The following is a 12,882-nucleotide window of genomic DNA, read 5'->3' as shown; positions in this document are numbered from 1 at the left end:
GGAAAGGCGGTGACGGCCGCATGACCGTATGGGACGACCTGGTCGGCCAGGAGCGCGTCCAGGAGCAGTTGGCGGCGGCGGCCAGGGATGCCGACGTCGCCGTCACGGCGCACGCGGCGGGTGAAGACCCGCCCGAGGCATCCAAGATGACCCATGCCTGGCTGTTCACGGGCCCGCCGGGCTCGGGCCGTGACACCGCCGCACGTGCCTTCGCCGCGGCGCTCCAGTGCACCAGTCCGGACCGTGCGCTTGGCGGGGCGCCCGGCTGCGGGTTCTGCGACGGCTGCCACACCAGCCTGGTCGGCACGCATGCGGACGTGGAGGTGGTCCGCACCGATCTGCTCTCCATCGGTGTGAAGGAGACCAGGGATCTGGTGCGCCGCGCCCAGCTGTCGCCCGCGGTCGGCCGCTGGCAGGTCATCGTGCTGGAGGACGCCGACCGTCTCACCGAAGGCGCGGGCAACGTGCTGCTGAAGGCCGTCGAGGAGCCGGCTCCCCGCACGGTGTGGCTGCTGTGCGCACCGTCTGTGGAGGACGTGCTGCCCACGATCCGCTCCCGCTGCCGCCATCTCACGCTGCGCACCCCGTCCGTCGCGGCCGTGGCGGACGTCCTGATGCGACGGGACGGCATCGAGCCCGAGGCGGCCGCCGCCGCCGCCCGAGCCACCCAGGGGCACATCGACCGGGCGCGCCGACTCGCCACGGACGAGCGTGCCCGTGCACGCCGGGCCGGTGTCCTCAAGGTGCCGCTGCGCGTCGAGGACATCGGTGGCTGTCTCAAGGCCGCCCAGGAACTGGTGGACTCGGCGGCCGAGGACGCCAAGCAGCTCGCCGAGGAGGTCGACACCAAGGAGGCCGAAGACCTCAAGGTGGCACTGGGCGCCGCTGCGGGCGGACGTATGCCGCGCGGCACGGCAGGTGCGATGAAGGAGCTCGAGGACCGGCAGAAGCGCCGCAGGACGCGTACCCAGCGCGACAGCCTCGATCTCGCGCTCACCGATCTGACCGGCTTCTACCGCGATGTGCTCGCAATCCAACTCGGCTCCGGGCTCGCGCTCGCGAACGACGACGTGCGGGACTCGCTTGACCTGGTCGCACAGAGCTCAAGTCCGGAGCGGACCCTGCGCCGTATAGAGGCGGTCCTCGCCTGCCGTGAGGCACTCGACGCGAATGTGGCGCCGCTCCTGGCCCTCGAGGCGATGACGGTGGCCCTCCGCGCTGGTTGAGGCGCCACAATCACCCAAACGGGCGTGAACAGGTACTAACCCTCGATCGGCGGCTAGGCTCCCAGGATGGACATCAGGCAGCGCGCCCGCTTCCGCACCCCCCGCATCCCCTTCCTCGCTTGCGCCGCGGCGGTAGGGATGCTGCTCTCGGGCTGCAGTGGCAGCGTCCTCCCCGCAGGGACATCCGAGACGTCCGGGAGTCCGGCGGCGGCCCCGGCAGCCGATCTTGAGCCGTACTACGGGCAGCGGCTCGGCTGGCGGGAGTGCGGTGTCCCGCGTTTTGAGTGCGCCACGCTGAAGGCCCCACTGGACTACGCCGACCCGGACGGGCAGTCCGTCAAGCTCGCCGTGGCCCGGGTGAAGGCCACAGGGCCGGGTAAGCGGATCGGATCGCTGCTGGTCAACCCGGGTGGGCCAGGCGGATCGGCTGTCGACTACCTCCAGGGGTACGCCGGCATCGGCTACCCGGCACCGGTGCGCGCCCGCTACGACATCGTGGCCATCGACCCGCGCGGTGTCGGCCGCAGCGCACCTGTCGAGTGCCTCGACGACAAGCAGATGGACGCCTACACACAGACCGACCAGACCCCTGACGACCAGACCGAGATCACCACCCTGCGCACTCAGTACGAGAGCTTCGCGGCCGGCTGCCAGAAGAAGAGCGCGGCAGTCCTGCCGCATGTCTCCACCGTCGAGACGGCACGTGACATGGACATGCTGCGCGCCGTGCTCGGCGACGAGCAGCTGTCCTATGTCGGCGCCTCATACGGCACGTTTCTCGGTGCCACCTACGCCGAGCTCTTCCCGAAGCGGGTCGGCCGGCTCGTCCTGGACGGAGCGATGGATCCCTCGCTCTCCGCCCGCGAGCTGAACCGCGACCAGACCGCGGGCTTCGAGACCGCCTTCCAGTCCTTTGCCGCGGACTGCGTGCAGCACTCCGACTGTCCCCTCGGCACCACATCCGCCAAGGGCGCCGCAGCCAACCTCAAGGCCTTCTTCACCAAGGTCGACGCCAAGCCGCTGCCGACCGGCGACAGCCGCCAACTCACGGAGTCCCTGGCCACCACCGGCGTGATCGCCGCCATGTACGACGAAGCCGCCTGGCCCCAGCTCCGCGCCGCCCTCCGTCAGGCGACCAACGGCGACGGGGCGGGCCTGCTGGCCCTGGCCGACTCCTACTACGAACGCGATCCCGACGGCAGCTACGCCAACCTGATGTATGCCAACGCCGCCGTGAACTGCCTCGACTCGCCACCCGCGTTCGCTTCACCGTCCGACGTCTCGGCAGCGGTCGCCGACTTCGAGACCGCCTCCCCGGTCTTCGGCGAGGGCTTCGCCTGGGCATCCCTGAACTGCGCCTACTGGCCCATCCAGGCCAGCGGCAGCCCCCACCCCATCGACGCCGAGGGTGCCGCCCCCATCCTGGTCGTCGGCACCACCCGGGACCCCGCCACCCCCTACAAATGGGCCAAGGCCCTCGCGAGCCAGCTCTCCTCCGGAAAGCTCCTCACCTATGACGGCGACGGCCACACCGCCTACGGCCGTGGCAGCGACTGCGTCGACACCGCCGTCAACACCTACCTCCTGGAGGGAACCCCGCCTCCTGCGAACAAGCGCTGCCGGTGACCACGGGCTCTGGTCAGGGGCACTCTGATTAACCCTGTAGACTTAGCGCCGCTGCTGATGCCAGTCTGCTCCACACGGGACAGGCCTGTCGGCAGCTTGCCGCCTTAGCTCAGATGGCCAGAGCAACGCACTCGTAATGCGTAGGTCTCGGGTTCGAATCCCGAAGGCGGCTCCACCAAACCCCAGGTCAGAACGTGCTCTGACCTGGGGTTTTCTCGTTCAGCGGATGCGGCGACGGCGTTGGGAGCGAGCCGCGCGGGTGCTGGGGGTCTCAGTTCTGGTCTCAGTGGGGCCGGAAACCGGATCCGGGGCGGGGCCCGGGGGAGTGGGGGCGAAGAACTCGCCCATCCGCCGCATCGCGTCCTTCGACAGGTGTGATCGCCCTTTCACGTAGCGGCGGGTCTGGCTGATCTGGGTGTGCCGCAGAATCTCCATGATGGTGGTCATGTCGACCCCCAGTTCGTTCAGGATCGTCCCCGCTGTGTGGCGGCTTCCGTCGTACAGGCGGCGGTCGTCAATACCGGCTTCGGCGAGCAGCTCCTTGAACTCCTCGTAGTCCTGCCGGGGGTCGATCGGGCGCCCGTCCGGCCGCGAGAACACGACCTGGTGTTCCTCCCACAGCACTCCGGCCGCGGTCCGCATCGCCTCCTGCCGGGCCTTGTGGTCGGCCAGAAGCGGGATGAAGACGGGCGGGATCGGGACAGCGTTCCGGCTCTTCTTGGTCTTGGGGCGGGTGAAAGCGAGACCGCCGCCTTTGCGCTCCGGGCAGGCGCTCGCATGCCGTGTGCAGTTCTTGGCGCAAGGCTTCGGGCAGCCACGCTTATAGCCCTTGTGCGCGGTGCAGTTTGGCGGGCACGGATCGAAGCGGTGGAGACGTGCCCCGCACGCGTGCGGAGCGTTGCAGCCGTGCCGCCACGTGAGGCGCTGTAGTTGCCACTCGGGGCGGAACAGCTCCGCTTTCAGGTCGACGTACGGCCAGCGCAGACCGAGCGTCTCGCCCTGTCGGAAACCCATGCCGACACCGACGATCCAGCGCATGAAGGTGGGGCGCTTCGCGGCGGCTTCGAGGAAGGCTTTGGCCTCTTCCTGGGTGAACGGGTTCGCCTCGGTCTCGTCGACGCTCGGCGGGTCTACGAGCGTGGCGACGTTCTCACTGACCATACGGCGGCGGTGCGCAATCTTCAGCGCGCGGGACAGGATGCGGTGCACCTTCACGACGTGCGAGGGGGCGTGGCCGGCGTCCAGCATGGCGCGGTACATCCGCTCCAAATGCTCCGGCTGCAACTTGTCGATCCGGTGTTGTCCGATGCCTGGGATGATGTCGTTGCGCGTCTTCGACCAGTAGTCATCGAGCGAGCGCGGCTTGAGCTTCAGGCTCGCGACGTCGGTGAGGTAGGTCTCCATCCACTTCGCGACGGTCGGCGCGCGGCCCGCCTTGGTCGCGCGACCTTCATCACGCTGCCGTTCCAACTCCTTGACCTTGCACTTGATTTCGGGCTCGGACTTGGCACGACGGTGGCGTCGGTCGGGACTGCCATCGTTCTTCACGCCCATCGTGACGCGGCCGTGCCACCAGCCGTCGGCGCCGAAGTAGATGGATGACTCGTTGTTGGGCTTGCGGGGACTCATGTGCTCCTCCATGCGAAAGGCGCCCCGAGCGGGATGCTCGGGGCGCCTCAGGGCCTGCTCGGGTCAGTTGGGCAGAGGGTTGAGGTTCGCTACGTAGGCTTCGAGGTCAGCACGTCGAATTCGGCGTGTGCGACCCAACTTGATGTACTGCAGGGCACCTTCGGCCATCAGCTCGTAGACGGTGGAGCGGCCGATGGCGAGAGCTTCGGCAGCCTCTTCCGGCTTGTACAGCAGTCGGTCGACGGGGGCAGCAATGGCGGTGCTCATCAAGTCCTCCTGTGTGAGGGCTTCCTAGGGCCTACCGGAGTCCGCGTGTGTCCGAGGTTCGGATTTCTGCGTCACGGCGTCACGTGCGTCATTTGGGCCTTTGACCTGTGTGTTTGCGTGACGTGGGGTGGGTGGGGTGCGTCACCGGTGCGTCACGGCTTCGTCGTCTGTGACACGAGGGCGTGACGCAGGTGACGCACGATGACGCAGACATCCGGGTTCTGCGTCACGCCTGTTCTGGCAGTTCAGGGGCCGTTTTCCGTCGGCTGTGACGCAGGTGACGCAGCTTTCCTCTACTTAGGAAAAGAGAGGGGGTGGTGTCTGTTGTTGTGCGCGGCTCAGGCGTGAAGAAGGAGCCGCTACGCGGCACGTTCTTCGGCAGGGTGCTGCGCACCGAACAGCAAGAGGAGCACGCGTCGCCCCCCGGGTGCTCCTCTTGCTGTTGTGCGGTGACCTTGCGGTCAGAACGCGGCTCCCTGTTGCGGGCCGGGTGCCGGGGCGGGTTCGGTGAGTTCGATGTAGCGGGCCTCGCGGGTGCGTCCCCAGTCGACGTTCAGTCCGCGGGCGGCGAGGGTGGGTTGAAGGCGCTTGAGGCGGTCGGAGAGGACCTTTCCGGTAGTCGGCCAGCCCTTGGGGAGCGGGCGGCAGTCCTCGCCGCTGTAGAGCCGGGTGAGGAGGTGCAGCCACTCGGCGGAGGTCATCCGTTGTTGCTCCCCGGGTTGCATGTCGGCCGCGTACTGCAGCACGGTCTGCGCGAGGAGGTCGCCCTCGATCACGTCGTCGTTGAGGTCGTCGAGTCCGGCGCGGTAGGCGGGCAGGGCCCCGAGACCCATCGCGGTGTCGAGTTGCGCGCACAGGTGGGCGAAGTCCGCCATGCGTAGATCCGTCGGCGTCTCCGCCGAAGCGGCGCGGACCTTGACGGTCAGGTCCAGCAGCGACCCGAGTACGACGGGCAGGACTTGCGCGTACTCCGTCCACAGCTCCGCTTCGGTGCGCCGCACCTTGGGCCGTTCCAGGCGCAGGGGCAGGAGGCGTTCGGCGAGGTCGGGCCGGATGACGCCCACGTCGATACCGGTCAGCAGGAGCGGGCGGCGGTAGCGGGCGCGGAAGACGTCGCCGTCGGTGAACAGGGCCCGTTTGACGGACTCGGCGCCTGTGACGATGCAGCACATGGCGTCGGACAGGTCCGGGGTCATGTGGGAGAGGTTGTCCAGCGCGGTGACCCATCCCGCGGCGACGGCCGCGATCAGGTTTTCCTCGTCCTTGGGGGCGCGGCGAAGGTCGCTGCTCATGCCCTCGATGATGCGGATGAGCATCCGGCCGGCGGTCGACTTTCCCGCGCCCTGTGGTCCGGTGAGGAAGGGGGCGGGTACGGGTACGGAGGGTTCCAGGCAGCCGACCAGCCAGGCCATCGCGAGGCATTCGGTTTCGGCGTTGACGAAGTTGCACAGGTGGAACAGCAGGTCGATGCCCTTGCCGTCGGTGTTCTTCTCCGGCAGGGGCAGTTCGCCGGTGAGCTGGGTGCGCCGCCAGCACACTTCCTGCGGGTCGGGGACGCGGATGTCCCATCCGGTGGGGTGGATGCGTACCGACTGGCCGTCGTTGCGGCCCAGGTCCAGCCAGGTCGCGCCGTCGAAGCCGGGGGCGACGCGGATGTGTACGTTCTGGGTGGTCTCGTTGAGTGCGAGTGCTTCGATCAAGTCCAGCGCCTCCTTGAGGGCGGTGCCGTTGAACACGCCGACCCCGTCTTTGAACAGGCCGACCATGAGTTCCTGGCGGTGGCTCCCGGAGGTTCCCTGGGAGCGGATGGGGCGGGCGACGGGGTGGCCGTTCTTCTGCGCGTAGACGGTGCCGTCGGCGGTGCGGAAGTAGCGGAACCGCTCCTGTGCGTAGTCGGCGATGACTTCGCGGGCCGGGGTCTTGTCGTCCTCGGACATGGCTACAGTCCCAACCTCGTGCGGGCGTTGTTCCACGCGTCGGCGCAGTGCCGCGGGGTTTCGCCCTTGGCCTGCGCGGCGGCGAACAGCCGCGCGGTGTGGTCCTCGGTGAGGCAGCCGCACCGGCCGTGCGTGGAGAGCACGGCCAGGAACGTGGCGTACACGGCCGCGTGGATGCCGCTGGACGCCCCGTTGATGCGCTGCTCGGCCATGGCGATGCCGCGTTCCAGGAAGGCGGGCGTGCGGTGGCGGCACTCACCGCTGGCGGCTGGCGCGGGCACAGTGGCGGCTGCCGGTCGGACTGCGCGGCGCTCCTTCACGGCCAGCGCGCGAACGGCGTCCGGCAGGGTGGTCGTGGTGCCGGTGCCGGTGCCGGGTCCGAGCCAGCGGGCGTAGGCCATTGTGGACTTGATGTCGACGCCGGGTCGCACGCCGTTGGCGGACTGCATGGCGCCCTGGTAGAGCCAGTGCTGACCGCGGGTGGTGGGCACGGTCTGCGTGGGGGGCAAGTGCTCGCGGGCCCACGCGATGGCGTCGGCGTTGTCGAGGTCGACGACGGTGAGCCCGGCGCCGCCTGGGTGGTAGGCGACCGCGCTCGCGGTGAGCCAGGCCCGGCGCCACGGGCCGGAACCGATGATGTCAGGGTCGGTGGTTGCGGCGGCCCATGCGTGGCACGGCCGGGGGCAGGCACATGGCCCGGGGGTCTTCATGTTCGGCCGACCGCCGCAGGCGTTGTCCGCGCAGCGGCGGCAGTTACCGAAGGGGACTTTCCCCTCTCGTAGCGGCATGGCGGGCACGCCGGAGGCTGCCAGGGTCAATGCGGTACGCAGGTGTTCTCCCCGTGAGGGGGGCTGTTGGGTCATGCTGGATGTCTCCAGTTCCTTGGTGGGTTCTGGCTGGCAAGGGCGGCCCCGGTTCTTGGCGGAGTGGGGGCCGCCCTTGGCGTAGTTAGTACTGGTCGCGGGCCTCGCAGAAGTCGCAGTCGCAGTCGTCGTCGTGCGGGCAGTCGCAGCCGCAGGGGTGTCCGGCGCCGACGCAGTAGCACTGGCACATGCCCTCACCGCACGGCTCCTCCTCCGGGCCGTTCTCGGGGCCGCTGTAGGTGAGCGGGCTGACGGCGCTGTGCGCGAGATCCAGGCACTGGGCGAGACCCTGGGCCTGTTCCATGCCGGTGATCAGGAAGTCCTGGGTGGCGGCGACGTGCCGAGCCGGGTCCTGGCCGTCGGCAGACCCCAGGTGGCCGAGGGCGCTCAGGACGTCGAGCGCCGTGCCGATCTGCTCGATGGCCTGCGGGAGCCGCTGGGCCAGGACCTTCAGCGCCGCGATGGCGTCGTACGCCTCCCCCGGGTACGTCAATCCCGGAGCCCCAGAACGGGGAAGGGTGCGGTGGTTGAACTCGCGGATGGCTTCGGCCGCCTCGCGGGTGAGCTGGGCGGGTTCGACCGTGGTGGTCTCGGTGGTCATGCTGTCTCCTGGTCAGTTGTGCAGGTGGGTGTGGGAGCGGGCGAACGTGCCTCGGGTGTGGGTGGTGACGTGGGTGTTCTTGGTGACCGGCCCGGTGTAGACCGCCTTGGAGACGCTGCGCTTGGCGCGGGCGAACGCGGCACCAATGGACAAGGCCGCGAAGGCGATGCCGGAGAGGAGGACGCCCATGCAGGCGACGCCGGTGACGCTCATGGAGGCGAATCCCTTCAGCACGAGCCAGACGCCGCAGCCGATGCCGGTGGTGCCGGCGCCGATGCCGATGGAGGCGATGGCGGTTCCGGCGGCCCATGCGGGCACGATCCGGTGGTCGTTCTGCCAGACCGGCGGCATGTCGCCGACGCTCGGGGGCTCGGTGGTGTCGCGGTAGGACGTCGGGATGGGCGCCGGGGGCGGGGTGGGGCGGTAGATGTCGTTGATGATGCGGCGGGCTTCGGCGTTGGCCTCGGCGTCGCTCATGCGCGGCCACCAGTCGGCCGGGGTGTCGGTCTCGCTCACGGCCGTGCCTCCTTTCGGGGTTAGGTGATGTTGGATGCGGCGTTGATGAGGGCCTGTATGGCGGAGCGGATGGCGGTGGAGGCTCCGGTGTCGGCGGTGAAGAAACCGAAGAGGAACACCGCGAGCGCGGCGGCGGGGCCGACGTAGCGGGAGCGGATGAGGACGAAGGTGATGAGCCCGAAGAGGGCGACGGCGGACAGGGTGACGATCACGAGCGGGCCTCCCGGAAACGATTGGCGGGCAGCTCCCGGAGTGGGTGCTGCCCGCCGATGGCTTGTCGTCTGACTTGTCGTGCGGCTTGTCGCTTGTCTTGTCGCCTTGCTTGTCTTGTCGCTTGTCGCCTCGCAGGTCACAAGCCGTTTCCGACCCCCACAGCACCCCGAGGGCGGGTGTTCGTGTGGGGGTGGGTGACAAGCGACAAGGGCTACTCGCCCGGGGGCGGTTCGGGGGTGTGGTCGCGGTGGACGTAGCGGGCTTTGGTGCCCTGTCCGATCCGCACGGCGGTGCCGTCGTCGGCCCACGTCTTGAGCCAGCCCACGACCGTCTGCCGAGTCGTGCCGAACTCGTCCGTGAGCGCGCGGGCGATCGCGGATGCCCCGGTGCCGTCCGGCCCGGCCGCGAGGAGCACGGCGAGCGCGGCCCGCTGCGCAGGGCTGTCCTGCTCTGGCTCTTTGCGCAGCGCCGACAGGTTCAACCCCGCGGACGCGGGCCAGGCGTCCGGGTCGGGGGCGGTGGCGAACTGGGCGTCGATCTCCTCACGGAACCGGCGCAACAGATCATCGTCCCCACCCGCCTTCCCGGCGCGGTCGGTGCGGTGGGCGGACAGGTTCAACCCTCCCCCGGCACCGGGCGCGGACTGCTCGGTGCCGGTCGCTTCCGGGGTGAGGTCGCGCATCCACGTGGTCCGCTCCGCGTCCCACCGCCGCGCGTAGTCCGCACCGGCCGCGTTCACCGACACCGCGTCCAGACGCGGACGCCGGTCGCTGGTGGCGATGGTGATGTCGCGGATCTGGGACGGCTTGATCCGCCAGGCCTTGAACAGCGCCCCGGGGGATTCGGGGGTGCCCATGAACCCGGCGCCCTTGAACGGCGCCTGATCCACCCGCAGCCCACGGCGGCCGGGGAACATCTTCGACAGGTCCATGCCCTCGGTCTCGCCACCGGTCAGGGCGACCCTCACCTTTGCCTCGCGGCGGATCATCAAATTGCCCAGCACGCTGCCGGTCGCTCCGAGGGCGGTGATGATCGTGCGTCCGCCCATGGAGCGGTGCATGCGGATGAACTCCAAGATGCGCTTGGCGAGTTCCTTCATCCGCCGATCGGTGGACACCAGGATCTCCGCGCCCTCGTCGATGACCAGCATGATCTGCGGAATCTTCGCGCTCACCGGCAACAGGTCGGTGTCGTGCTTGGCCATCAGCTCCTGGTAGCCGCGCTTGCGGGCCAGGCCGATGGCGATCGCCGCATCGAGCAGCTTCAGCGCCTCCTCGTACGTACCGGCGAGCCAGTCCACGCCGGGCCGCACCGGATTGCCGTCGCCTTGTTTCAGCTCGCCTGCGAGGGCGGGGCGTACCCAGGGCAGACCGGCCGATCCGGCGTTCAGGTCGATCACCCAGGTGAGGACGTCTTCGGCGCGGGCGAGTCCGGCGAGGATCGTGTGGAGCATGTTCGTCTTGCCCGATCCGGTCGGCCCGACGACCAGCGCGCACTGCTCGCGCAGGTAGGCGAGCACGTCATCGCCGTTGGTGCGGAATCCCCAGGGGATGCCGGTCAGGATCGACAGCGGCGTGTAATCCTCCGGGTAGGTGCGCGCCTCGGCGAGGACGTTGCGGGTGGTGACGTCCACGATGGCCCGGCCCTGGTGGGCGCCGGGGCCGACCGCGGCGGTGCAGCCGTGCGGCAGCTTCGCGTCGGCGGACAGGGCCGCGGAGTGCTGGGCGATGCGGTCGTAGGTGGTGCCGCCCTGCGGTTCGAGGTCGAGGGAGTAGCCGTTGCCGGTCTCCCACATCTCCACCGCCAGCACGCGCACGGTGATGGTGCAGATCCGGCGGATCCGCTCCACCCACTCCGCGGCGATCTGGCGCCGCTCCGCGCTCATCTCTTGGGCGATCTGGCGCCGCTCGGCGGCCAGTGCCTCTTCCTCGCGGGCCTCTTCGTAGAGGGCGACGGAGCGGGCGCCGGCACCCATGCCGACGCCGATCGTGGCCAGCGAACCGAGCGCGGCCCAGGACAGGGGGCCGGTGGTCATGGCCCATGTGGTCCACCCTGCGCCGACCAGCCAGGATGCGGCCTTGAAGGCGAGGGTGCGGCCCGCGTTGCGGACCTTCAGCCCGGCCACGGTATGGCCGAGGGCGCCAGCCGCGCCGACCGCCATGGCCCACAAGGGGGGCATGCCGGTGGCGGCGCCGGTGGTGGCGATGGCCAGGGCTCCGGTGGTCGCGGACAGAGCGCCGGTCACGGGTCCGTGACCAGCGCTCCAGTCCAGCACCGGGCCACTGTCCGCCTGCTTCCTCTTCTTTGCGGCAGTGGTGGCAGTCATGTCAGACGTTCCAGCCCTTCTCGGCCTCGGGGCCGTTGCGGGGGTCCTCGTGACGGGCGATGTCCTGCTCATGGGCCTGGCGGAACAGCGGCCCCATGTCCTCCGCGACCGCGACCGCGGACATCAGGGCGCCGAAGATGTCGTTGAAGCCGTCCGCGACCTCCTTCTCCAGCGGGAACTCGGAGTCGGCGCGCTCGGCGAGGGTCTTCATCACGTTCGCCACCGACGTGAGCGCGGCCGGGAGCCCCTCGACCATGGTCAGGATCTCCATGGCGTCCTCGGGGTCGTAGGACTGGGCGGCCTGCTCCATCTCGGCGGCGTGCTCTTCGAACTGGAACCCGGACACGTGCTCTCCTTCACTACTGGTCGACGTGTGATCGGTGTGGTTCGGGACGGGTCCGGCCGGGCGCTCCACCCGGTCCCCCAGCCCGTCCGTGACGTCCTTGGCGGCCTCCTGCTCTGCCGCGTCCTCTGCGGCGGCCTGTTCCTCGCGGATCGCCGTATCGCGCTCGGCACGCTCCTCGCGGGCCGCGCCGGTCAGCCGCCGGAACAGGCGCCGGCCGGGGTGGACCAGCCAGGCCAAGCCCAACTTCCGGCCCAACGGGCTCGCCAGGAACCCGAGGAGACCGAGCGGCAGCGCAAGCAGCGCGGCCAAAGCGCGGCGCCCGTGGAAACGGGCAGCGGAACAGCGCAGCGCCTTCCGCGCGGCCTGTCGGGCAGGCGCCTTCCGCACGCTCGAACGCCCGTCGGCTACCTTCCGCGCGGTGGCCCCATCTCGGCGCGCTCGCTGCTTGGCAATGGCCGCCTGCTTCACCGCACGCGATTTGCGCCCCGCGCCCCCGAGCATCCGGCCCGCCACACCAGCCGACCGACCCCGCCCCTTGCCGGCACCGGGCTTGTTCGCGCCGGGCTTCGGGGTGTTGCGGCGAGCATCAGCTATGACGCGCCGGGCCGCGGACGTCTGCTCCCGCTTCTGCGCACGGGAGCCCCCGGCCTTCTTCTGCGCCTTACGCAGTGCCTTGACCTGCCCCGCCTTGGACAGCACACCCGCCGCACCACCGAGACCGCCGCTCTTGAGCCCGGCGGGCTTATTCAGGGACACCGGAGCGCGGTGCTTGCCCGCCCCGGAGCGGCCCTGACCAGCCCCGCCGCGCCCCGAACCGGAGCCCGGTCCGTGCCGCTTCTGACCGGACACCTTGCCCGGTCCGCCAGCGGTACGAGCACCGGCTGAACCGGTCTTCCGCCCAGCCGTGCTGAGTCCGGCGGAGCGGTGGCGTGCGGCGTGCTGGCGGGCCGCGGTACGCGCGGCGGCCCGGCGCGCGGCCTGCCTCGGACGCGGGTTGCGACTGCGGTAAGAGGCGAGGGAGCCGAACACGACCATGCCGGTGGCGGCGACCGCCGCGGCGATCGGCCCGCCGGTTAGACCGGCCGCGGCGATCGTGGAGACGGTCGCGTTCGCACCCGACAGGGCCAGCGGCGCGACCGGCCAACCCCCGGGCGTGTGCTCCACGCCCGATTCGGGCGGCGTCTTCGTGGGCGGTTCGGGTGGCGGGGTCGGGGCCGCCGGGGCGGCTACCGGTTCTGTGCTGACTTCGGTCATGCTGAGGGCACTCCCTTCGGGAGTAATAGAGGGGCCCGACCAGTGCTGTGGAGGCGTGTGGTCGGGCCCTGCAGATGT

11 protein-coding genes and 1 tRNA gene are annotated in these 12,882 nt (G+C 70.0%); 3 read left to right on the top strand and 9 right to left on the bottom strand.

Annotated elements, in window-relative coordinates:
* Positions 1–20: 20 nt before the first annotated feature.
* The 3 genes from V1460_RS34495 (at position 21) to V1460_RS34485 (ending at position 3,027) form a co-directional block, all read left to right on the top strand.
* Positions 21–1,226, top strand: a complete 1,206-nt coding sequence (locus tag V1460_RS34495) for a DNA polymerase III subunit delta' (protein WP_338677515.1) — start codon at positions 21–23, stop codon at positions 1,224–1,226.
* Positions 1,227–1,292: 66 nt separating this feature from the next.
* Entirely contained in the window at positions 1,293–2,852 is a 1,560-nt protein-coding gene (locus V1460_RS34490) for an alpha/beta hydrolase (RefSeq protein ID WP_338677513.1), read from the top strand.
* A 98-nt stretch (positions 2,853–2,950) separates the two neighbouring features.
* A tRNA-Thr gene (locus tag V1460_RS34485) sits at positions 2,951–3,027 on the top strand.
* 44 nt (positions 3,028–3,071) lie between these two features.
* Here V1460_RS34485 and V1460_RS34480 read toward each other — a convergent pair.
* The 9 genes from V1460_RS34480 to V1460_RS34440 all read right to left on the bottom strand — a co-directional run bounded on the left by V1460_RS34480 (position 3,072) and on the right by V1460_RS34440 (position 12,804).
* On the bottom strand, positions 3,072–4,481 hold the full coding sequence (locus V1460_RS34480) for a tyrosine-type recombinase/integrase (protein WP_338678342.1): 1,410 nt from the start codon (positions 4,479–4,481) through the stop codon (positions 3,072–3,074).
* A 63-nt stretch (positions 4,482–4,544) separates the two neighbouring features.
* A complete protein-coding gene (locus V1460_RS34475; protein WP_338677512.1) occupies positions 4,545–4,748 on the bottom strand; it encodes a helix-turn-helix domain-containing protein in 204 nt (67 codons plus the stop codon).
* 461 nt (positions 4,749–5,209) lie between these two features.
* Positions 5,210–6,685 (bottom strand): ATP-binding protein, encoded by a 1,476-nt coding sequence (locus tag V1460_RS34470; protein ID WP_338677511.1) that lies wholly within the window; start codon positions 6,683–6,685, stop codon positions 5,210–5,212.
* 2 nt (positions 6,686–6,687) lie between these two features.
* The gene (locus V1460_RS34465) at positions 6,688–7,548 is read right to left on the bottom strand and encodes a bifunctional DNA primase/polymerase (RefSeq protein ID WP_338677510.1); all 861 of its coding nucleotides are present in this window, start codon (positions 7,546–7,548) and stop codon (positions 6,688–6,690) included.
* An 85-nt stretch (positions 7,549–7,633) separates the two neighbouring features.
* Positions 7,634–8,149, bottom strand: a complete 516-nt coding sequence (locus V1460_RS34460) for a hypothetical protein (RefSeq protein ID WP_338677509.1) — start codon at positions 8,147–8,149, stop codon at positions 7,634–7,636.
* 12 nt (positions 8,150–8,161) lie between these two features.
* A complete protein-coding gene (locus tag V1460_RS34455; RefSeq protein WP_338677508.1) occupies positions 8,162–8,665 on the bottom strand; it encodes a hypothetical protein in 504 nt (167 codons plus the stop codon).
* A 20-nt stretch (positions 8,666–8,685) separates the two neighbouring features.
* The gene (locus V1460_RS34450) at positions 8,686–8,877 is read right to left on the bottom strand and encodes a hypothetical protein (RefSeq protein ID WP_338677507.1); all 192 of its coding nucleotides are present in this window, start codon (positions 8,875–8,877) and stop codon (positions 8,686–8,688) included.
* Positions 8,878–9,089: 212 nt separating this feature from the next.
* Positions 9,090–11,204 (bottom strand): FtsK/SpoIIIE domain-containing protein, encoded by a 2,115-nt coding sequence (locus V1460_RS34445; protein ID WP_338677506.1) that lies wholly within the window; start codon positions 11,202–11,204, stop codon positions 9,090–9,092.
* A gap of 1 nt (position 11,205) precedes the next feature.
* Complete coding sequence (locus V1460_RS34440; RefSeq protein WP_338677505.1) at positions 11,206–12,804, bottom strand: hypothetical protein; 1,599 nt, start codon at positions 12,802–12,804, stop codon at positions 11,206–11,208.
* Positions 12,805–12,882 lie beyond the last annotated feature (78 nt).

Source organism: Streptomyces sp. SCSIO 30461 (genome assembly GCF_037023745.1).
Classification (GTDB): Bacteria; Actinomycetota; Actinomycetes; order Streptomycetales; family Streptomycetaceae; genus Streptomyces.
This window is presented reverse-complemented; position numbering and strand designations above follow the sequence as displayed.